Genomic DNA, 20,786 nt, shown 5'->3' with positions numbered 1-20,786 from the left:
GTCGCCAGTAGATCGGTGGAGAGGACCCGGATGAGCAAGGTCATGGAGGGCGTGCGCGTCCTGGAGGTCGCGCAGTTCACCTTCGTCCCGGCGGCGGGGGCGATCCTGGCGGACTGGGGTGCCGATGTCATCAAGGTCGAACATCCGATTCGGGGCGACACCCAGCGTGGTTTCGTCAACATGGGCGGCTTCGCACTGGACCGCGACCGGCACCCGCTGATCGAACATCCCAACCGCGGTAAACGCAGTGTCGGAATCGACGTCTCCACGCCCGGCGGCCAGGAGGTGCTCTACGAGATCGCCAAGACCGCCGATGTGTTCCTGACCAACTACCTGCCTGCACAGCGGCAGCGGAACAAGTTCGACGTCGAGCACATCCGTGCGGCGAACCCGAACATCATCTACGCGCGCGGCAGTGCGTACGGAGACAAGGGCGCCGAACGCGACACCGGCGGTTTCGACGGCACCGCGTTCTGGACCCGCAGCGGGGTCGGGCATGCGCTCACCCCCGAGGAACTGGGAGGTGCTCTGCCCCAAGGTATCCCGGCCTTCGGTGACTCGATCGGCGGGATGAACATTGCCGGCGGGATCTCGGCGGCACTGTTTCACCGGGAACGCACCGGGGAGGCCCTGGAGATCGACGTCTCGCTGTTGAGTACCGCCTGGTGGGCCGCGGGCGCCAGCGTCACCCAGGGCATGGAGACCGGGGAGACGATGCGCTCGCTGATGCCGGGCGCCACCGCATCGGTGAATCCATTCATGGCCAACTACCAGACCTCTGACGGCGGCACCATCAATCTGTGCATCGTCAGCCCCACCGGCTATATTCGCGACACCTTCGCACACCTGGGCCTGCCCGAACTCGCCGATGATCCGCGATTCTGCGACGTGCTGCCGTTGATCGAGAATGCCGAAGCCGGTGTGGAACTCATCACCGAAGCAATCCGCAGCAAGCCGTTCGAGTACTGGCGTCGGCATCTCAAGACGATGAAAGGTCAGTGGGCGCCGTTCCAGAGCCTGGTGGATCTGGGCACCGACGAGCAGGCGATCGCCAACGACATGATCGTCGAGGTCGAAGGTGCGGACGGGAAACCGTTCAAGGTGGTGCGTGGGCCGGTGCAGTTCAATCATGAACCGCTGCAGACCACCCGTGCCCCGCAGGCCTCCGAGCACACCGAGCTGGTGTTGATGGAAATCGGGCTGGAGTGGGACCGCATCGAGGAGCTCAAGGACGCCGGCGCGATAGCCTGAGCCGGCCTCAGAACGGGATCGGTGTGTCATCGAGTGCGGCTTGTTCGTAGAGGTGGTCTTCGAGCTGCCACGCCAACAGGCGTCGTTCGGCCTGTCGTTGGTTGAGGCGCTCGCGGTTGGTCCCGCGTTCGTGGGTGACGCGTTGGGTGTGTTCGGCGGTGCGAGTCTGTCCGCGCCGGGGCATTTTCAGGCCGCGGAGCGGGCTCGGCGGCTCGGCGGCGTGGACAGCGGGTGTTCCGGTGGGCGTGGCCAGGACGGGGAACCAGTGCGCGCCTTCGGGTGTGGTGGTGTGCACCTGGCCGGTGGGGGTGCGCCAGGCCACGGTGCCGTCGGGGTACTGGGTGTCGGTCCAGCCGTCGTGGAAGGTTTTCAGCAGGTGATGAAAACGGCACAGGCACTTCAGGTTTGACGGGTGTGTCGGGCCGCCCGGCCACGGCACGGTGTGGTCGAGGTCGCAGTATTCGGCGCGCACGGCGCAGCCGGGGAACCGGCAGGTCAGATCGCGGGTGCGGACGAACTGCGCCAACGCGGTGGAGGGCCGGTAGCCGGGTTCGGCCTCGGGTGCCGGGACGGGGATGTCCTTGACCGCGGCACCCGCACGCACCAGAGCGGTGACCTGGTCGGCGGGTAGTACGCCGTGCCCGGGCAGGTATCCCGGCGCGTGCGGGTCGGCGGTGAGGGTGGCCGGGGTGGCGATCACGTGGATCACGAATCGGCCCGCGATGGCGGGGCGACCGGGGTCGGCGGCCGGGCAGGCCGCATTACCGCATTCGCAGGCCAGCGCGGTGCCCAGCCCGATCGCGAGGATCGCATCGGAGCGGCGTTGGTGTTTGGTGCGAGGGTCATCGGCACACACGCTGTCGGCCATCGTGTCGAGCAAGGTGTCGAACGCGGCACCTGCGGCGGCCTCGACGCGGGCCCAGACATCGGACATCCCGCCCGGCGCGGGCGCCACATCGACGCGCCGCTTATCCCGCGCCGGGCCCGGAGTGCGGACTCCTGCAGGATCACTGCGGGCAATGACTTCGTCGATGCGCTGCTCCTGCACCGGCCCCGACAGTCGCATCCATTCGAGCAGCTTGGCGGCGATCTGGACGTCGATCACGCCCAACCGGGCCGGATCGTCGACCAGGTCGGTGCGGTTGATCACCGTGGTGACCAACCGGTAGTCCACCTCCCCGGACAGATGCACCGTCGCCACGGCCGGTAACCGGTCGCGGAGCGCTATCGCCACCCTGAGCTGGGCATCCGCCCGGGATCGGGAGATCCCCAACCCGACCGCCACCTCGGCGGCCAGGCCGGCGTATCCGTCGATCGCCCAGTTCAGCCGCTCCACGTCCGCACCCGGGGCGCGGATCTCATAGAGATCGGCGATCGCCTCCAGCCGTCGCGCTCCCGCGGCGTTCTCCGCACGCACGGCCGCCGTCATCCGGTCCAGTGCTTCCCCCGCCGCGGACCGCTCCAGCAATACTTCGAACATGTGTTCGACGCTAATCGAGAGGTACGACAACTGATCGCGGCCGAGATCGCCGGCCTCGACGCTTAGGGAAGCTAGAAGTTAGCCTCACTCACCGTCGAGGCAACCCCTCAGCCCGCCGCGACCCGGGGTGCCTTGTCCACGACCGCGGTATCGAGCACCAACTCCGCCACCCGGTTCCGATGCGCTTCGGCACTGCCGAGTAACGCCGCGTCGGTGATGGCCCGCTTGAAGTACAGGTGCGCCTGGTGTTCCCAGGTGAACCCGATACCGCCGTGCACCTGGATGGTGTCGGTGGCGATGCGGGCGAGCGTCGCCGACGCCAGGGCCTGGGCGATGCTGACCGCCAGCGCGGGGTCATCGGATCCGTCGGTCAACGCCCACACCGCGTGATAGGCGGCCGAGCGGGCATGTTCGAGGTCGACGAGACCTTCCGCGAGCCGGTGCTTCACCGCCTGGAACGAGCCGATCGGCCGGCCGAACTGCAGCCGGGATTTGGCGTACTCCACCGAGAGGTCGAGCAGATGCTGCGCGGCGCCGACCTGCTCGGCGGCCAGCAGCGCCGACCCGGCCTGCAGGGCGTGCGTGATGACGCGCGGTGCGGTGTCCGGTCCCGCGATCAGCCGGGCCGGCGCATCGGTAAGGGTGACGGTGGCCTGCGGCCGGGTGAGATCGAGGGTGACCAGCGGTTCGCGACGGACGCCGTCGGAGGTCACGGCATACAACGCCACACCCTGCGAACTCGTTGCCGCGACCAGCAGTTCGTCGGCGTCGCCGTCGACCACCCGGTCGATGCGGCCGGTCAGGGTGTCGGTCCCGGTCACCGTGACAGCGTCGGGATCGAAGGCGCCGGCGCGGTCGCCGACGGCGAAGGCCGCCGTGCGGGCACCTTCCATCAGCGCACCGAGCAATTCGTCGCGGGCCGCGCCGGGTTCGGCGGCCACCAGTGCGGGGATGGCCAGGTATACGGTGCCGAAGAGCGGACCGGTCGCGAGTGCGGCGCCCAGTTCCTCCACCGCGATCGCCTGATCGACGAGGGTGCCGCCGGCTCCACCGTCGGATTCGGGCACCGAAAGGCCGAGCACCCCCAACTCGGACCCGAGGCGCTGCCAGACCTTCCGGTCGAACCGCGGCTCGGATTCCATCCGGGCGCGGGCGGCCTGCTCGCCGAAGTTGTCGGCACTGAATCGTCTTACGGCAGCACGCAATTGGATCTGTTCGGAACTGAACTCGAACTCAGCCACGGGGGATCTCCTTCCAGGGCATACCGGCATCGGCCCGCAGATCACCGGGCAGGCCGAGGATCCGCTCGGCCAGGATGTTGCGCATCACCTCGGACGTCCCGCCCTCGATGGTGTTGGCCTTACTGCGCAGGAACCGCTGCTGGACGGGCCCGCGCCAATCCTCGGGATCGTCGCTGTCGTGCAGTCCGTAGCCGTGGTACAGGATGCCTTCGGCGCCAAGCAGATCCATGCACCATTGGTAGATGTGCTGATTCAGCTCGGCACCCACCAGTTTGCCGATGGACCCCTCCGGGCCAGGGCCGCCGACGGTCGCGGTGGCCCGCGAGCGTTGCGCGGTCAGCCGCTGCGCTTCGGAGCGCAACCACAGCTGGGTCAGCCGGTCCCGCAGTACCGGCGTGCGCAGATCGGGTCGCGTCGCCCACAACGCGACGGCGTCGGCGATGGTGCCCGCGCCGCGCCGGCTACCGCTGCCACCGAGGGCGCTGCGCTCGTTCATCAGCGTCGTCATCGCCACGTTCCAGCCGTTACCCACGTCGCCGAGCCGGTGGGCATCGGGGATCCGGGCGTCGGTGAGGTACACCTCGTTGAACTCGGCCTGCCCCGTCAGCTGGCGCAGCGGCCGCGTCTCGACGCCCGGCCCGTGCATGTCCAGCACGAAGTAGGTGAGCCCTTTGTGTTTGGCCACATCGGGATTCGACCGGGCCAGCAGCAGACCCCACCTGGCCCGGTGCGCCAGCGACGTCCACACCTTCTGACCGTTGACCACCCATTCGTCACCGTCGAGGACGGCGGAGGTGGCCAGGCCGGCCAGATCGGATCCGGCACCGGGCTCGGAGAACAGCTGACACCAGATGTCCTCGGTCGCCGCCAGTGGCCGCAACCACGACCGCTTCAGCTCCTCGGACTGTGCATGCTCGCGGATGGTGGGCGCGGCCATGCCGTAGCCCATGGGATTCAGGCTCAGCGGTATCGGTCCGCCCGCGCCCTGCAGGATGCCGTCGGCGACGGCCTGCAACCCGCGCGACACCCCGAGGCCACCGAGGCCCTCCGGGAAGTGCACCCAGGACAGGCCGGCGTCGTAGCAGGCGGTGAGATACTCCGGAATCGGGACCTGAGTCGGATCGTGTTCGGCGACGACCCGGCGGGCCAGGTCGGCGATCCGGTCCGCATCGGCTTTCGCGCTCATCTCCTCACCATAGGCAGGCGTGACGGCCGTCACTTATGCGGGTTGCGCACCCTGGGGCAGGATGAGGCCATGCAGGTCACCGCAAGCGCAACCGTCGCCACACCCATCGACACGGTGTGGGCCACCCTGACCGACCACGTGGGAATGGAGTCCTGGGCGCCGGGCATCAAGGTCAGCCTGGGCCGGCCGGGCACCCCCGAGGCCAACGGCGTGGGCGCCGTCCGTCAGATCAAGACCCCCGGGCCGGGGCCGGATATCGTCGAGGAAGTCACCACCTTCGACGCACCGCACGTGTTCGGTTACAAGGCGCTGTCGGGTACGCCGTTCCCCGGCTACACCGGAGAGGTGCGGCTGACACCGTCGGGTACGGGCACGCGGATCGACTACACCATCGGTTCCACGGCGTCGTTCCCACTGGTGAAGATCCCGCTGGCGGGGATCGGTCAGGTACTGCTGCGGCTGCTGGTGCGGGCCGCCGCTAAGGCGTGACCGGGAACTCGCGGTTGATGCTGTCCAGCAGCGCTGGATAGCGTTTGGCTTCGGGGTGACCGCTGGGTTTTCCACTGCTCACGACGGCCACCGACAGGGCGCGGTCCGGGTCGGCCCATACCGCGATATCGGTCAGCCCGGTGTGCCCGAACGCCCCCGCCGCGTCCCGCCCGAAGGGGCCGAATCGCTTGGACCCGAGCATGTAGCCGGTACCCCAACGCATCGGCGCCCCGCCGACGGCGAGATCGGGACGCAGGCGGCGCGCCTGTCGGGTCGCACCGTGCAGTGTCTCCGGGGCCATCACGCGCACCCCGTCGAGTTCGCCACCGCGGCGCAGGATCTCGGCGAACCGGGACAGTTCGTCGGCGGTGGAGACGGTGTTCGAGGACGGGACGACGCCGGTGAGGAACTCGGGAGTGTTCGAGAGCGGGATGATCTGCTGCGGCGTTCCGCCGATCGCGAGCTTGAACGCCTTGGCGATCGGTGCCGGAAGCGGCTTGCCGGTCACGTGGCTGGGTGCCACCAGTGCAACATCTTCTGCGGCCACACCGTAATTGGTCCACCTGAAACGCAGCGGCGCCAGGATCTCGTCGTGCAGGATGTCGCGGATGCTGCGTCCGGTGGCCGCCGAGATGATCTCGCGCATCAGTGGACCCCACGTCAAGCCGTGGTAGATGTGCACCAGGCCGGGCCGGTAGACGGGCTTCATCTGGCTCAGCATCTCGCGGGCATACGCACTGTCGTCCATCCGCCGCAGATCCGGTTTCGGCCCGGTGGCGAACGGGATTCCGGCGCTGTGGGTGAGGACGTGCCGGATGGTGGTGCGGTCCTTGCCATGGCTGGTGTAGCCGGGCAGGTAGTCGCACACCCGGTCCTCCAGCGCGAAGCTGCCCCGCTCGACGAGCATGTGTGCGACGGTGACGGTGATCGCCTTGGCGGCCGAATAGACGCAGAACGGGGTATCGGTGCGGACCGGAATTCGTTCGGCATCAACGGGATCGGCCGGGCCGTTACCCCAGGCGTGGCCGATGGCGCGGTTGAGCACCACCTTGCCCCGGTGCCGCACGCACACCTGGATGGCCGGCTGCATCCCGGCCTGGTACCAGTACCTGGCGTTGTCCCAGATGCGTTCCACCGCTTGGGAATCGATATCGCTGTGGTCCTCGGGCGCGCGATCGGTGATCTCGTCCAGATCGCTGGACACCCGGATGCGGCCTTCGGGTTTCATCGTCGTGCTCATGACTGCCTCCGCAGAGTCGCCGACAGATGGTGCTGCAGTGGTTGGCCTACCGCACCCATCTGAACCGTGTAGGTCAATTCGTCACCGTCGCACCGGAACGAACGGGCCAGCGCGGTCACCTCTTTGGCCGATGCGGAGCGGCCGATGGTCGTCGCGGTGACGTCGATTCGCAGCGGGTGCGTGGTGAGCGTGCCTTCCAGGACCTCCACGATGCCGGTCGGATGCGCCAGCAGAAACTCCACCCGGCCCGGCTCGGGTACGCGGACATAGCCGGATTCGGCGTGCAGGGGCCGGCCGTCATCGGCGGCCTTGGTGCGCTGCGAGTAGGCCAGGAACGGCTTGCCGATATGGCCGAACGTCACGGTCTCCAGATACGTGAACGGCGCGATGGTGGGATATTCACCCGCCCCGGGGCCGACCCAGGTGCCGAGCAGCGGAGCCAGAACAGCGATATCGGGGTGAAGGTCGGGCACGTCCGCCAGCCTACGGCGTGGTGTACTGACGCCGAGATGACGAACGACGAGCCGCTGGTGACCGCCGTGCAGCGCCCGCATCCGGCGCGGTCGGACCTGCAGACCTACCCCGTGACCGGTGCCGGCCTGGCCCGGTTCGGCGATGTCGACGCCAATGGGCACCTGAACAACCTCGCACTGGCTTCGCTGCACGAGAATGCCCGCGCCGAGTTCAACACCGCGGTCTTTCCCGGGGTGTATGAGCAGGCCACCCGTGCCGTCCGGGTGGTGGTGGCCAGCAGCGTGCTGCACTATCTGGCCGAGGCGCACTGGCCGGCGGCCGTCACCACCGGCCTGGGTGTCGGGCGCATCGGCCGGACGTCGTATGTGCTGTCCACGGCGCTGTTCGTGGACCAGCGCTGTGTCAGCTTGTGCGACACCGTGTTGGTGACCCTGGTGGACGATGCGCCCGCGCCGATCCCGGATGCGGCGCGGGTGCACCTGGCCGCGCATCGCCTGCGCTGACCCGACTACAGTGCGGCGTCGGCCACGCCCAGAGCGTTATCCAGGATCGCCAGACCCGCGCGCACCTCGTCCTCGGAGACGTTGCACGGCGGCACCACGTGGATGCGGTTGAAGTTCGCGAACGGCAGCAGGCCACCGGCCTTGCAGGCCGCGATCACGGAGTTCATCGCCGGGCTGGAACCCCCGTAGGGCGCCAGGGGCTCGCGGGTCTGCTGGTCGGCGACCAATTCGACGGCCCAGAACACCCCGGCGCCCCGCACCTCACCGACACTGCGGTGCTTGGCGGCGAGCTCGGCCAGTCCGGGGCCGATGACCTCGGCACCGATTCGGGCCGCGTTCTCGACCATGCCCTCGTCGGCCATCGCGTTGATGGTCGCCACGGCCGCCGCGGTCGCCAGCGGATGCCCGGAGTAGGTCAACCCACCCGGGTAGGGGCGATGCGCGAACGTCTCGTAGATGGCCGGGCTGATCGCCACACCACCGAGCGGGACGTAACCGGAGTTGACCCCCTTGGCGAAGGTCAGCAGGTCCGGCACCACGTCGAAGTGGTTGATGGAGAACCACTTTCCGCTGCGCCCGAAGCCGGCCATCACCTCGTCGGCGATGAACACGATGCCGTGGCGGTCGCAGAGCTCGCGCACCCCGGCGATGTATCCCGGCGGGGGCACCATGATGCCCGCGGTACCCGGGATCGACTCCAGGATGATCGCGGCGATGGTGGACGGGCCCTCCAGTGCGATCAGCTGTTCCAGATAGGCCAGCGCCCGCTGTGACTCCTCGGCCTCGGTGGTGGCATGGAACTGCGAGCGGTACAGGAACGGTCCGAAGAAGTGCACCACCCCGGCGTTGCCGTGGTCATTGGGCCAGCGGCGCGGATCACCGGTGAGGTTGATCGCCGTCTCCGTGCCGCCGTGATAGGCGCGGTACCGGGAGAGCACCTTGTAGCGGCCGGTGTGCAACCGGGCCATCCGCACCGCATGCTCGACGGCGTCGGCTCCACCGTTGGTGAAGAAGATCTTGTCGAGCTCACCGGGGGTGCGCTCGGCGATCAGCCGGGCCGCCTCCGAGCGTGCTGCGTTGGCGTGCTGCGGTGCGACCGTACAGAGCTTGGCAGCCTGTTCGGCAATGGCGGCAACCACTTTCGGGTGCTGATGGCCGATGTTGGTGTTCACCAGCTGACTGGAGAAGTCCAGCAGCCGGTTGCCCTCGCCGTCCCAGACATAAGACCCCTGCGACGCGGTGATCGTCATCGGGGCGATCTCGGCCTGGGCCGACCAGGAGTGGAACACATGCTTGCGGTCCAGCTCGTAAGCACGGGCGGCTTCGGCGCGGGCGTCCGCGACGGTGAGCCCATTGGGCAGCGCGGCGGTCTCTTCGGTGACAGTCATGGTTTCGATTTTCTCACTTGCCCGGTCGATTAGTTGGTGGGGAAGCCGAGGTTGATGCCCCCGTGCGACGGATCGAGCCAGCGGCTGGTGATGGCCTTGGCGCGGGTGAAGAAGTTGACACCCTCGGTGCCGTGGGCGTGGCTGTCGCCGAACAGCGAGGCCTTCCAGCCGCCGAAGCTGTAGTAGGCCATGGGCACCGGGATGGGGACGTTGATGCCGACCATGCCGACCTCGACCTCGTTCTGGAAGCGCCGGGCGGCGCCGCCGTCGTTGGTGAAGATGGCGGTGCCGTTGCCGTAGGGGTTGCTGTTGATGAGTTCGAGGGCCTGGTCATAGCTCTCGACGCGCAGCACCGACAGCACGGGGCCGAAGATCTCGTCGGTGTAGACGCTCATGTCGGGGGTGACGTTGTCGAGCAGGGTGGGGCCCAGCCAGAAACCGTCTGCCGCGCCGTCAGCGGTGACGGTGCGGCCGTCGACGACGACCTTGGCGCCGTCGGCTTCACCGGCGTCGATGTAGGCGGCCACCTTGTCGCGGTGGGCCTTGGTGACCAGCGGACCCATATCGGAATCCTTCGTGCCGTCGCCGATCTTGAGGCCGACCGTGCGTTCGGCGATCTTGGCGACCAGGTCGTCGGCGATCGGTCCGACGGCGACGGCAGCCGAGATGGCCATGCAGCGCTCACCTGCGGAGCCGAAGCCGGCGTTGACCATGGCGTCGGCGGCCAGGTCGAGGTCGGCATCGGGCAGGATGACGGCGTGGTTCTTGGCGCCGCCGAGGGCCTGGACGCGTTTGCCGGCGGCGGTGCCGGTGGCGTAGACGTACTGGGCGATCGGGGTGGAGCCCACGAAGGACACCGATTTGATCTTGGGGTTGGTGAGCAGTTCGTCGACGGCGGTCTTGTCGCCTTGCAGAACGTTGAACACGCCGTCGGGCAGCCCGGCCTCGGCCCACAGCTGGGCCAGCCACAGGGACGCCGAGGGGTCTTTCTCCGACGGCTTCAACACGACGGTGTTACCGGTGGCGATGGCCAGGGGGAAGAACCACATCGGGACCATGGCCGGGAAGTTGAACGGGGAGATGATGGCCACCGGTCCCAGGGCCTGGCGGATCGAGTAGACGTCGACCTTGGTCGAGGCGTTCTCGGTGAAGCCGCCCTTGAGCAGATGCGGGATACCGCAGGCGAATTCGACGACTTCCTGGCCGCGGGAGACTTCACCGAGGGCGTCGGAGACGACCTTGCCGTGCTCAGAGGTGATGATCTCGGCGAGTTCGCCCTTGCGGGCGTTGAGGAGTTCGCGGAAGTTGAAGAGCACCTGGGTGCGCTTGGCCAGCGAGGCGTCCCGCCAGGCCGGGAACGCCGCGGCGGCGGCGTCGATGACGGCCTGGGCGTCGGACACCGAGGCGAGCGCGACCTGGCCGGTGACCTGGCCGGTCGCCGGGTTCGTCACCGGCGCGGTCGCACCCGAGGTGCCTTCGAAGAACGTGCCGTTGAGCCAGTGCTGAACCGTGGCTTGCATCGCGATGTGCTCACTTTCTGTTGAGGGTTGCATCCAGTCTGCGACGGGGTGGTCCTCCTCGAGCGTGACGAAGTGTCTACAGATTGTGCTTCGCCGATACACTTTGTAAATGATCATCACGGTGGCCGATGTCCTGGGACTGCCGGTGCTGCAAGACGGCGAGCCCGAGGTCCTGAGCTCCCGGCGGTTCGACGAGCCCGTCCGCTGGGTGCACGTCAGCGATATGGCCGACCTGTCCACGCTGGTGCAGGGCGGTGAGCTGGTGCTGACCACCGGTGCCGCGTTGCGCGCGGACCCGCGCCGCTACCTGGCGGGCATGGCCGAGGCCGGGGTGCTCGCGGTGGTCGTCGAACTCGGCGGGGCGAGCCTGCCGCCGGGGGCGGGCGCGATCGCCGAAGAGTGCGATGTGGCGTTGGTGGCGCTGCACCGCCAGGTGCGCTTCGTGGAGGTGACCGAGGCGGTGCACCGGATGATCGTCACCGATCAGTTCGACCGGGTGGACTTCGACCGGCGCGTGCACGAGACCTTCACCGACCTCAGCATGAAGCGTGCCTCGGTCGGCGGCATCGTCGACGCCGCGGCGGCGATCCTCGACGAACCGGTGGTGCTCGAGGATCTGGCGCACCGGGTGCTGGCGGTGTCCGCACGCGGGCACGCCGCCGACTTGCTGCACGACTGGGAGCGCCGATCCCGGCGCAATGCCGGAACCGAGCACTGGGCGTTGACCTCGGTGGGGCCGCGCACCGAAGAGTGGGGTCGGCTCATCGTGCCCCGGCGGCCCGCCGATGTGGCGCGCACCCAGATGGTGCTGGAACGTGCCGGGGTGGCGCTGGCCCTGCACCGGATGATCGAGCGGGACCGATCCGGGCTACAGCATCAGGCCCAGACGGGCCTGATCGACGATGTATTGCGCAGCCGGGTCACCGACGAGCGCGAAGCCGCGGCTCGTGCGCACGCGCTGGGGTTGCGTTCGGCGGCCCGCTACGTTCCGGCGACCGTCCGGGTGCAGCGGCCCGAGAACATTCGAGCCCAGGCCGATCCCGTTGCCGGGCAACGGCGCAACGTCTCCCTGTTGGACACCGTCATGCACACCGTCAACGCGTCCGGACACACCGGCCTGTTCTCGGTCCGGCGCGACGGTGAGATCGGACTCGTGCTGTCGCTCGGCGTCACTCGTTCCGCGGACGCGGCGCTGAGCGCGCTGGGCAATGATATGCGCCGCGAAATACGGCGTGTCGAAGGGGTTTCCGACTCGGCGCTGGCGGTCGGCGAACCGGTGGAACGGGTCATCGATGCGATCCAGGGTTTGGCCGAAGCCGCCCACATCGCCGAGGTCGCCCTGTCGATGGGGGAGAAGCCGCGGCCGTTCTACCGGGCCGCCGATGTCCGGCTGCGCGGATTGATCTCCTTGCTGCGCAGCGATCATCGGGTGCAGGCCTTCGCCGAAACCGAACTCAGGGCACTGCTGTCCGATGACCCGTCGAACATCGCGGTCCTACGGGAATACCTGCGGCTGGCCGGGAACAAGGTGGCGGTGGCCCAGCGGCTGCACATGAGCCGGCCCGCGCTCTACAAGCGCCTCGCCTCGATCAGCGAGACGCTGGGCGTGGAGCTCGACGACGGGGACTCGCGCACCTCCCTGCATGTCGCACTGATGGTGCTCGACGCGCAGAAGCTCAGTCGCCCGGTGGGTTCGGCGAGCGAACCGATGCGCGCGGAGATCATCGATCCCTACGTGTGAACGGGTACGCACCGATACGTTCGAATTGTGAATGTGCTCGACCGGATCATGAACTGCCGGCTGACCATCGCCGAATGGATCGGCGCGGCTCTGCTCCTTGCGGTGCCGTATGGGGTCGCCGGAGTGCTGTGGTCGTTCTGGCACCTGGACCAGCTGACCGCGCTGACCTTCGTCAGATCGACGATGACGTGGCCGATCCTGTTGTTCGGCAACGGTTGTATCTCGTGATCTGAACGGGGAGACGATGCGGCGAGTGCGTGGGATGCTGGCCCGCCCGGTGACCGTGGGGGCGATGCTCGAGGCGCTGATGTGGCTGGCGCTGCCCTACGTCGTCATCGGTCTGGCCTTCACCGTGGTGCACCCCGACCATGTCCGATATCGCGAAGCGCAGTTGCAGATGTGGTTTCCGGCAGGAGCCGATGTGCTCGCATTCGGCGAGACGACGGTAGGGTGGCCGCTGTTGCTCGTGTCTGGTACGGGAGAGGACCACTGCGGTGCCCAACGATGATCTCGCCGATTTCGAGCACACCGAGTTCACCCACGACGGCACCACGCGGTCGATCTTCCGCAAGGGCAGCGGGCCCGCCGTCATCGTGATCGCCGAGATCCCCGGGATCACGCCGAAGGTGCTCGATTTCGCCAGGAAGGTCGCCGATATCGGATGCACGGCGGTGCTTCCACACCTGTTCGGCGAACCCGGCTTCGATCCCAACCGGAGCACCTTCACCGCGCTCAGCAGTTTCGCCAGGACGATGGTGCCCGCGTGTATCAGTAAGGAATTCGTGACCCTGGCGACCGGCCGGACCTCACCGGTCATCAGCTGGCTGCGCGCACTGGCCCGCGCCGAGCACGAGCGCTGCGGCGGGCCCGGCGTCGGTGCTGTCGGAATGTGCTTCACCGGCGGCTATGCGCTGGCGATGGCGACCGATGACGTGCTGCTCGCCCCGGTGCTGTCGCAGCCGTCGATGCCGGTGGCACTGACGGCGCGACAGAAGCACTCCATCGACATCTCACCCCAGGATCTGGCCGTGGTGAAGCAGCGGTGTGCGGCCGGGCTGACGGTGCTGGGCCTGCGGTTCACCTCGGATCGGCTGGTGCCGGCCGAGCGGTTCGACTTCCTGCGTGAACAGCTCGGGGAGGCCTTCGTCGCCGTGGAACTCGATGACGCGGACGCCAACCCCGACGCGCTGATGACTCCGCACTCGGTACTCACCGAGCATCTCATCGACGAACCGGGCCAGCGCACCAGAGCGGCGCTGGACCAGGTGCTCGACCTTTTCCGCACCCGTCTACTGACGGTGTGAAGTCTCGCCGTCCCTGACGGAATGAGCGAGGCGCCTCGTGCTGTTGGCACAGGTATGAATCAGTGCGCCGGTGTGACGAGTGGCCGGGAATCCGGCTGGGGCGTGTCCTCACTCACAAATGCCTTGTCAGGCGCCTTGCTTAGGGGGACTATCTAGTCATGCTAACTATAAAGCGTTACGCCGAGGCGGCCCTGCTGTCCGTGGTCGCGCTGGTGGCGATTGCGACACCCACCGTCATGCTGCTGCAAGACGGACCGCACATGCCGGTGCAGATCGTCGTCAATCAACCGCTGTCCACCGACGCTCGCTGAGTCGAGGGAGCGTGCGATATGAGTGCGATGAGACGACTGGCGACGGTGGCATGCGCCGCCGTGGCATTCGCCGCGCCGGCGGCGGTCGTGAGCGCGGCTGCGCCCGAGGTGGGGTCACCGACCTCGGTGGTGGCAGAACCTAACGGTTACGGCGGTCCGGACGGCCACGGCGGCGGCGGAGGCTGCAGCAGCGGGCCCGGTTGGCACGGCTGTGGTGGTTGGAACCCGCAGCAAGGTGGCTTCGGCAGCGGGTGCATCAACGGCCTGTGCGCTGGCTGGGACGGCACCCGCGGCTGGGGCGGCTGATCGGCTTCTAGGCCGAGCGGCCGATGTCCCGGTGGTCCTCATCCGGATCGTCGCGCACCGTGGCCAGCTTCGGCGATTCGAGCAGGCAGCTCTGATTGCCCCCGGCCTTGCGTGCTTCGTACATGGCGTTGGTCGCGATGGTGACCAGCTCGTCGAGCACGTCGTGCGACGTGTGCCGTGCCAGCGGCTGCAGCGGCGTGCTGACCACCCCGAGGCTCGCGGTCAGCTGGAAGGGCGCCGATTTGATGGTGCTCAGGATGCGGTCGGCCAGTGGGGTGGGGTCGGCGTGGGTGAAGACATCGGCGACCAGATACTCACAATCGCCGAGGTGACCGATGATGGCGTCACCCCGGACGGTTTCACGCAGGCGCTGTCCGATCGCCACGCGAGCGCGGTTCCCGCCGGCTTTTCCGGACATCGCGGTCAGCAGCGAGAAGCTGTCCAGGTTGGCCACGATGAGCACCAAGTAGCGGTCGTCGCGCCGGCTGCGTGAACCGATGAGAGTGGCCACCTGGTCGTAGAACGTCTGCCGATTCAGCAGACCGGTCAGCGGCTCGATGCCCCCGGTGTTCGTCTCGGAACCGGCGATCTTGAGCGCCAGTTCGCAGGCAGAGGCGACGGACACGTTGATGGTCAGCACCAAGGCGACCGACGAGACCGCCATGACGGGATCCTCGACGAACAACCGCCAGGCGAGGGTGGCGAGCGTCGCCGCCTGGAGAGTCCAGATGATCAGCAGGAGCCGGCGAGAATGGAAGAACACCGTGTACGCGGTCGTCACCACGAACGCGGTCGAACCCACAAGGGCGAGCACCGGATTCGGCACCATCAGGCACCCGGCGGCGATCAGCAGTGTCCCGAGCGTCACGCAGAACACCGACTGACGCCAGGTCGGCCATTCCGCGCGCAGCCAGATTGCGGCCATCGCGCCGATGGACAGGATGACGACGGTCACCGCCAGCGGCCCGTACGCCACGGAGTGCCGCGGCGTGGAGATGATGGCGGGTACGGCGATCGCGCCGAGCGCAAGGATGCTCCACGCCACCACGCGACACGTCAGTGTCTGCAGATCGCGGGCGGCCAGGAATGAGGTCAGCCACCGGTAGTGATCACCGCGATGTCGCCACCGCCCAGGAGTGCGCATCAGGCACCTGACCGCGTCGGGCACGAACACCGTGACATTCAGCGAACGGTACCAGCACAGGTGGCCGTCGGCACCGTGCTTGCGAGTGCAAAATCCGCGGTTAGCCTCGCACTATGACATCGCAGTGGACACCGGGACGGCTCGGCGATCTGACCGGAAAGCGCATCATCGTGACGGGTGCGACCAATGGGGTGGGCTTGGCGACTGCGACCGCGTTGGCCCGTGCCGGCGCGCGGGTGATCCTGGCCGTCCGCAACACCGCCCTGGGTGCGCAGCGGGCAGCGGAGATGGGTGGCGACACCGTCGTGGCCGAACTCGATCTGGCCGATCTGGCGTCGGTGCGTGCCTTCCCCGGCCGGCTCGACACCCTCGGTGTCGACGAGATCGACATCCTGATCAACAACGCGGGCACGCTCACCCGGCAGCGCTGCGACACCGTCGACGGATTCGAAGCGACGATCGCGACCAATCTGCTCGGACCGTTCGCGCTCACCAACCTGCTGCTGGACCGTGTGCGTGACCAGATCATCAATGTGGGCTCCGAAGCGCACAAGTCGGCGACGCTGCACCTCGACGATCTGCACCTACGCGCCCACAAGTGGACCGTGATGGGCGCCTATGCGGCGTCCAAGCTCGCCGTCATGCTGTGGGGACTGGAACTGGATCGACGCCTGCGGGCCGCGGGGTCACCCGTCGTCACCCAGCTGACCCACCCCGGATGGGTGGACTCGAATCTGCCGCAGCTACCCGGCGGCCCGCTGATGGGGATCGTGCAGCGCGGGGTCAAGGTGGTCGCCGCAGCGCTGGCCAACGACACCGACGCCGGCGCGGCCACCACCCTGTACTGCATCAGCGAGCCGATCCCGCCCGGCAGTTACGTCGGTGTGGACGGCCGGTTCGGTCTGCGTGGTGGACCCGTGCTGATCGGCCGGTCGGCGCTGGCCTGTGACTACGCCGTCGCGGGGCGGGTCGTGCAGTTCGCCGAACAAGAAACCGGGACAGAGCTTTTGGCCGCTCGCGCCGGCAAGCGCTGAATGTTTGCCGGCGCATAACGGGTCGGTCATATCCGGGTGCCATCGTGGGGCGGTGACCGCCGAACCGGCGCCGGCGTCGGCACCGGCCCGACTTGCCGAGCGGTTTCACCGATTCTGTGCACGCGTCGTCGCCCGCCTGCCGTACGGGTTCGACCGTGTCGTCGCGCCGACCTTCCTCGGCTTCGCACTGATCAACAGCTTCACCTTCGGGGTGGATCTGACGATTCTGACCTTGCTGCACAGTGGTTTTGGTGTGCCGCTGCCGGTGGCGCTGACCCTGGGCTACGTGGTGGCCTTCGCGCTCAGCTATGTGCTGAACCGGACGCTGAACTTCCGCTCGCACGCGGTGGTCGGACCGCAACTGGCCAGCTATGTGGTGGTCGTCGCCATCAACTACGCGGCCTTCATCGTCGCGTTTCCCACCGCGCTGGCCTCGTTCGGGCTGGAGTACCACCTGGCGCGCCTCATCGCCGGTGGCGGTGAGGCCGTGTTCATGTACAGCGCCATGCGGTGGGTGGTTTTCCGTAGCCGGGGGTGATTCCGGTGTTAGGTCGCCCCGTGTTCTTTACGCTCGTCGACATCTGGTTGACCGCAGCCCTTCGGTTCCTCCAGACCAACGGACTTGCCGACTGATGCGAGGAGATTGCTCATGACCACTCAGGACAACGCCGTCGGGCGCCGCCAGGTGCTGGCCGGTGCCGGAATAGGTCTGGGGGCCACCGCAATCGCGGCATGCTCAGGCTCCGGCCAGAAGGCGGCCCCGCCCGCAACGGAATCGTCGGCGGGGACGTCGGCGCCGGGGCAGGCTGCGGGCACGCTGGCCACGACGTCCCAGGTGCCGGTCGGGTCGGGTGTCATCGTCGACGACGTGGTGCTCACCCAACCCACCGCCGGGGTCTTCAAAGGGCTCTCGACGGTGTGCACCCATGCCGGATGCGCGGTGTCGTCCGTCGCCGACGGGAAGATCACCTGCCCGTGCCACGGCAGCACCTTCGACCTGGACGGGGCGGTGCTCAAAGGCCCGGCGACCAAGCCGTTGGCGACGGTCGCCGTGACCGTGCAGGGGCAGGACATCGTCAAGGGCTAGTCACACACCTGGCCGGCACAGCCGCTGGCTACGATCACCGGCTGTGGGCGACGACGAGGACACCGCGACGGGGGAACCGGCGCAGGCGCCGTGGTACGAGGAATCGTGGGCGGTGTACGCGGCCGGGGCCGGCGCGGTCGCCGTGATCGTCGTCCTGGTGTTCGCGGTGCTGCAGACGGCGCACGATTCGGTGGAACCGCCCCGCGGGCCCGCACCCACCACCGCCGACGCCCCGTCGACGTCGTACACCACCACCACGACCACGACGACCACCCGCAGCACCAGACCGTCGACGTCGGATATCAATCCGGGGGAGTCCAGCCCCGGGACGACCACGACGACCACCGACGACGGCTGGGTTCCCGACTTCCCCGAGTTGACCGGCACCACGCCCACGACGACGACGGACCCCTACGCGACGAGCACGTCGGCCCCCAGGGCCGGGGCCATCTAGGCGAGACGCCTCAGGGCAGCGCGCTGCCCTTGCGCCACTGGTCCCAGGGCACGCTCCAGTCGCCGTTCTGAGCGAGCAGCTGCTGTGGCGGCCCGCCGGTGTGCCGGACCTCGACCACGTCGCCCGGCATCGAGAAGTTGAAGAACCATTCGGCGTTCTCGGAGTTGAGGTTCAGGCAGCCGTGAGAGGTGTTGGTGTTGCCCTGCGCCCAGACGGTGGCATTGAGCTGGTGCAGGTAGATACCGTCACCGCTGATCCGGGTGGCCCAGGGGATGGTCTCGCGGTAGCCCAGCCGGGAGTTGACCGGCAGGCCGTAGGACGAGGAGTCCATGATCACCGGATTGGCCTTGTCCAGCACGGTGTACACCCCTGGTGGCGTCCAGAAGCTCAGCGTCGTCCCGCCGATGGTCTCGGTGCCGCCCCGGCCCATGGAGGTCGGCATGGTGCGCACCAGTTTCCCGTTGTCGAACACGCTGACCTGCTTGGTGTTGTCATCGGCGATCGACACATGGGAGTCGCCGATCTTGAACGACACCTTCTCGTCGTCCTGCCCGTACACCCCGCCGCCCAGCGGCACACCGTAGATGTTCGCGGCCACCGTGACGGTGGTACCCGGCGCGTAGTAGTGCTCGGGCCGCCAGTGCGCGGTCTGATCGTCCACCCAGTTCCACGAACCCTTCACCGGTGGCGATGTCGTCACCACCAGCTGCCGTTCCGCGCGTGCCCGGTCGGTGATCGGTTCGTCGAACCGCGCCACGACGACGGTGCCGACGCCGTACGTGCCGCCCTCTTTCAGGGACGCGTATCCGGTGGTGTTGAGGTAGACCGAGGTCTGGTAGCTCGGCGACACCGTCGTGAAGCTGGACGTCTCCGCGGCCGGCATCCCGCCGGGCCCCTGCGACCGCACGGTCATGGTGTACGTCCGGCCGTAGCCGAGTTGGACGGCCGGCTTCCACACCGTGCGATCAGGGGTCAGCACACCCGGCACGGTCGTACCGTCCTCGTTGACCATCGTCACGTCGGTGAGTGTCCCGGTGAACGCGGTGACCCGGACCGGGCCGACCGGCAGCACGCCCTGGGCCCCGGGCTGTGGCAGTACCCGGACGGTCGCGGGCACCGGCGCCGGTGGGGCCGCCTCGGCGGCGGCGGCCAAGTCGGGACCTGCGGCCAGGGTGCGGCAGCCGTCCTGGCAGGCCACGATGCGGGAGCTCTGCGTCACGCCCAAGCCGGTGGCAACGATGAGCAACGCTGCCAGACCGGCGACGCGCACGCGGTAACGATCAAGACGCAAGGGCACTCCGCGGCAGAGGGGGTGGGCTTGACCGGAGTGCGTCACTGCACTGGCCGGACAGAAGCTCTCATAGTAGAGGGCGCGCCCGCCTGATCGCAGGCATGGTCGAGATATGGCTTGGGGTCGGCCATTTCGGTCTTCGTCGAGCGTGCCGAGGCCCGGCGATTCGACCTGGCCCGACCCGTCTGACACAATCGACGGCGAGGGGAGTACTCCTACCGCTGCGGTGTCGTCATCACGTGATCCAACGTCGGGTTACCGGTGCCGCGGGCTGTGCCTATCCGGCGCGGCGGAAGAGACCTCGGCCGTTGAACGACGACCGGAGGCTCGTATTCCATGAATGTTTCTGCACTCGAGTGGGGCATCACGCTCAGCGTGACGATCGCGATCCTGCTCTTCGATGTGATCGTGATCGGGCGGCGCCCGCACGAACCGTCCAAACGCGAGACGGCCACCTACCTGACCATCTACGTCAGCCTGGCGGTGGCGTTCGGGCTGTGGACCTGGTTCTTCCACGGTCAGCAGTACGGCGTGGAGTTCTTCGCGGGCTGGCTCACCGAGTACAGCCTGTCGGTGGACAACCTGTTCATCTTCTTGATCATCATGGCCAGCTTCAAGGTGCCCAGGATCTACCAGCAGCAGGCGCTGCTGGTCGGCATCATCCTGGCGCTGATCTTCCGCGGCATCTTCATCGCGCTCGGCGCGGTGGCCATCGAGCAGTTCTCCTGGGTGTTCTACCTGTTCGGTGCGTTCCTGGTGTACACCGCGATCAAACTGGTCCGCGATACCGAACACGACGACGATGCCGACAACGGCGTGGTCCGGTTCGCGCAGCGGCACCTGAAGTTCACCGACAAGTGGGACGGCCTGAGCCTGTGGGTGAAGGACAACGGCAGCCGCCTGATGACGCCGATGTTCCTGGTGATCGTCGCGCTGGGCACCACCGACCTGCTGTTCGCGCTGGATTCCATCCCGGCCATCTACGGCCTGACCCGCGAGCCGTACCTCGTCTTCACCGCCAACGTGTTCGCGTTGATGGGTCTGCGGCAGCTGTACTTCCTGCTCGGCGATCTGCTCAAGCGGCTGGTCTACCTGTCGCAGGGCCTGGCGTTCATCCTCGGCTTCATCGGGGTGAAGCTGCTGCTGCACGCGCTGCACGAGAACGAACTGCCGTTCATCAACGGCGGCGAGTCGGTGCACGTACCGGAGATCCCGACACTGGCCAGCCTCGGCGTCATCGTCGTCACCCTGGTGATCACCACGGCGGCCAGCCTGTACAAGACGCGTGCCGACGCGAAGAAGGCCGTGTCCGCGGCCGCAGCCGACGACGCCGGCGAGTAGC

Annotated in this window: 24 protein-coding genes; 15 read left to right on the top strand and 9 right to left on the bottom strand. The window is 67.8% G+C overall.

What is annotated here, in order from left to right; all coding sequences use genetic code 11:
* Nucleotides 1-30 precede the first annotated feature (30 nt).
* On the top strand, nt 31-1,251 hold the full coding sequence (locus tag H7J86_RS13800) for a CaiB/BaiF CoA transferase family protein (protein ID WP_267291585.1): 1,221 nt from the start codon (nt 31-33) through the stop codon (nt 1,249-1,251).
* A 7-nt stretch (nt 1,252-1,258) separates the two neighbouring features.
* Here the strand turns inward: H7J86_RS13800 and H7J86_RS13795 are convergent, their stop codons facing one another.
* The 3 genes from H7J86_RS13795 to H7J86_RS13785 form a co-directional block, all read right to left on the bottom strand.
* On the bottom strand, nt 1,259-2,731 hold the full coding sequence (locus H7J86_RS13795) for an HNH endonuclease signature motif containing protein (protein ID WP_267291583.1): 1,473 nt from the start codon (nt 2,729-2,731) through the stop codon (nt 1,259-1,261).
* A gap of 107 nt (nt 2,732-2,838) precedes the next feature.
* On the bottom strand, nt 2,839-3,972 hold the full coding sequence (locus H7J86_RS13790; RefSeq protein ID WP_267291581.1) for an acyl-CoA dehydrogenase family protein: 1,134 nt from the start codon (nt 3,970-3,972) through the stop codon (nt 2,839-2,841).
* The gene (locus H7J86_RS13785) at nt 3,965-5,158 is read right to left on the bottom strand and encodes an acyl-CoA dehydrogenase family protein (protein WP_267291579.1); all 1,194 of its coding nucleotides are present in this window, start codon (nt 5,156-5,158) and stop codon (nt 3,965-3,967) included. Before H7J86_RS13785 ends, H7J86_RS13790 begins: the two co-directional genes overlap by 8 nt.
* Before the next feature lie 69 nt (nt 5,159-5,227).
* Between H7J86_RS13785 and H7J86_RS13780 the strand changes: the two genes are divergently transcribed.
* Entirely contained in the window at nt 5,228-5,647 is a 420-nt protein-coding gene (locus H7J86_RS13780) for an SRPBCC family protein (protein WP_090359217.1), read from the top strand.
* On the opposite strand, the gene lipE is transcribed toward H7J86_RS13780, so the two are convergent.
* Together lipE and H7J86_RS13770 are read right to left on the bottom strand one after the other, a co-directional pair.
* Nucleotides 5,637-6,875, bottom strand: coding sequence for a lipase LipE (gene lipE / locus H7J86_RS13775; protein ID WP_267292935.1), 1,239 nt, complete (start codon nt 6,873-6,875; stop codon nt 5,637-5,639). The genes H7J86_RS13780 and lipE overlap by 11 nt on opposite strands.
* Nucleotides 6,876-6,883: 8 nt before the next feature.
* The gene (locus H7J86_RS13770; protein ID WP_187097664.1) at nt 6,884-7,360 is read right to left on the bottom strand and encodes a peroxynitrite isomerase; all 477 of its coding nucleotides are present in this window, start codon (nt 7,358-7,360) and stop codon (nt 6,884-6,886) included.
* Between the two features lie 36 nt (nt 7,361-7,396).
* On the opposite strand from H7J86_RS13770, the gene H7J86_RS13765 reads away from it, so the two are divergent.
* Entirely contained in the window at nt 7,397-7,864 is a 468-nt protein-coding gene (locus H7J86_RS13765) for an acyl-CoA thioesterase (protein WP_267291577.1), read from the top strand.
* Nucleotides 7,865-7,869: 5 nt separating this feature from the next.
* Here H7J86_RS13765 and H7J86_RS13760 read toward each other — a convergent pair whose 3' ends face one another.
* Both H7J86_RS13760 and H7J86_RS13755 read right to left on the bottom strand, forming a co-directional pair.
* Nucleotides 7,870-9,252: an aspartate aminotransferase family protein gene (locus tag H7J86_RS13760; protein WP_267291575.1), complete on the bottom strand. Its 1,383-nt coding sequence runs from the start codon at nt 9,250-9,252 to the stop codon at nt 7,870-7,872.
* Nucleotides 9,253-9,281: 29 nt separating this feature from the next.
* On the bottom strand, nt 9,282-10,772 hold the full coding sequence (locus H7J86_RS13755; protein WP_090359211.1) for a CoA-acylating methylmalonate-semialdehyde dehydrogenase: 1,491 nt from the start codon (nt 10,770-10,772) through the stop codon (nt 9,282-9,284).
* A 109-nt stretch (nt 10,773-10,881) separates the two neighbouring features.
* Here H7J86_RS13755 and H7J86_RS13750 point away from each other — a divergent pair, with 109 nt between their 5' ends.
* From H7J86_RS13750 to H7J86_RS13725, 6 genes are all read left to right on the top strand, one after another.
* Nucleotides 10,882-12,513, top strand: coding sequence for a PucR family transcriptional regulator (locus H7J86_RS13750; RefSeq protein ID WP_267291573.1), 1,632 nt, complete (start codon nt 10,882-10,884; stop codon nt 12,511-12,513).
* A gap of 27 nt (nt 12,514-12,540) precedes the next feature.
* Complete coding sequence (locus tag H7J86_RS13745; RefSeq protein WP_187097668.1) at nt 12,541-12,741, top strand: hypothetical protein; 201 nt, start codon at nt 12,541-12,543, stop codon at nt 12,739-12,741.
* Between the two features lie 16 nt (nt 12,742-12,757).
* Nucleotides 12,758-13,021: a hypothetical protein gene (locus H7J86_RS13740; RefSeq protein WP_267291571.1), complete on the top strand. Its 264-nt coding sequence runs from the start codon at nt 12,758-12,760 to the stop codon at nt 13,019-13,021.
* Nucleotides 13,008-13,817, top strand: coding sequence for a dienelactone hydrolase family protein (locus H7J86_RS13735; RefSeq protein WP_090359204.1), 810 nt, complete (start codon nt 13,008-13,010; stop codon nt 13,815-13,817). Before H7J86_RS13740 ends, H7J86_RS13735 begins: the two co-directional genes overlap by 14 nt.
* Before the next feature lie 158 nt (nt 13,818-13,975).
* Complete coding sequence (locus H7J86_RS13730) at nt 13,976-14,128, top strand: hypothetical protein (RefSeq protein ID WP_170847304.1); 153 nt, start codon at nt 13,976-13,978, stop codon at nt 14,126-14,128.
* Nucleotides 14,129-14,146: 18 nt separating this feature from the next.
* Nucleotides 14,147-14,434: a hypothetical protein gene (locus H7J86_RS13725; RefSeq protein WP_267291569.1), complete on the top strand. Its 288-nt coding sequence runs from the start codon at nt 14,147-14,149 to the stop codon at nt 14,432-14,434.
* A gap of 7 nt (nt 14,435-14,441) precedes the next feature.
* Here the strand turns inward: H7J86_RS13725 and H7J86_RS13720 are convergent, their stop codons facing one another.
* A complete protein-coding gene (locus H7J86_RS13720) occupies nt 14,442-15,578 on the bottom strand; it encodes a GGDEF domain-containing protein (protein WP_187097671.1) in 1,137 nt (378 codons plus the stop codon).
* Between the two features lie 113 nt (nt 15,579-15,691).
* Between H7J86_RS13720 and H7J86_RS13715 the strand changes: the two genes are divergently transcribed.
* Genes H7J86_RS13715 through H7J86_RS13700 form a run of 5 tightly spaced genes read left to right on the top strand, consistent with a single transcriptional unit; the run spans nt 15,692 to nt 18,153 of the window.
* Complete coding sequence (locus H7J86_RS13715; RefSeq protein ID WP_090359198.1) at nt 15,692-16,612, top strand: SDR family NAD(P)-dependent oxidoreductase; 921 nt, start codon at nt 15,692-15,694, stop codon at nt 16,610-16,612.
* A gap of 52 nt (nt 16,613-16,664) precedes the next feature.
* The gene (locus H7J86_RS13710; protein ID WP_187097673.1) at nt 16,665-17,150 is read left to right on the top strand and encodes a GtrA family protein; all 486 of its coding nucleotides are present in this window, start codon (nt 16,665-16,667) and stop codon (nt 17,148-17,150) included.
* Entirely contained in the window at nt 17,147-17,245 is a 99-nt protein-coding gene (locus H7J86_RS33600; protein ID WP_372517271.1) for a DUF6529 family protein, read from the top strand. Before H7J86_RS13710 ends, H7J86_RS33600 begins: the two co-directional genes overlap by 4 nt.
* A 16-nt stretch (nt 17,246-17,261) precedes the next feature.
* Entirely contained in the window at nt 17,262-17,699 is a 438-nt protein-coding gene (locus H7J86_RS13705; protein ID WP_267291567.1) for a Rieske (2Fe-2S) protein, read from the top strand.
* A gap of 43 nt (nt 17,700-17,742) precedes the next feature.
* Nucleotides 17,743-18,153, top strand: coding sequence for a hypothetical protein (locus H7J86_RS13700; protein ID WP_090359192.1), 411 nt, complete (start codon nt 17,743-17,745; stop codon nt 18,151-18,153).
* A 10-nt stretch (nt 18,154-18,163) separates the two neighbouring features.
* Here H7J86_RS13700 and H7J86_RS13695 read toward each other — a convergent pair whose 3' ends face one another.
* Nucleotides 18,164-19,423, bottom strand: coding sequence for a L,D-transpeptidase (locus H7J86_RS13695; protein WP_372517270.1), 1,260 nt, complete (start codon nt 19,421-19,423; stop codon nt 18,164-18,166).
* Between the two features lie 357 nt (nt 19,424-19,780).
* Between H7J86_RS13695 and H7J86_RS13690 the strand changes: the two genes are divergently transcribed.
* Nucleotides 19,781-20,785, top strand: coding sequence for a TerC family protein (locus H7J86_RS13690; protein WP_267291565.1), 1,005 nt, complete (start codon nt 19,781-19,783; stop codon nt 20,783-20,785).
* Nucleotide 20,786 lies beyond the last annotated feature (1 nt).

Origin of the sequence: Mycobacterium hackensackense (genome assembly GCF_025822555.1) — a bacterium.
Taxonomy (GTDB): domain Bacteria; phylum Actinomycetota; class Actinomycetes; order Mycobacteriales; family Mycobacteriaceae; genus Mycobacterium; species Mycobacterium fluoranthenivorans.
This window is presented reverse-complemented; position numbering and strand designations above follow the sequence as displayed.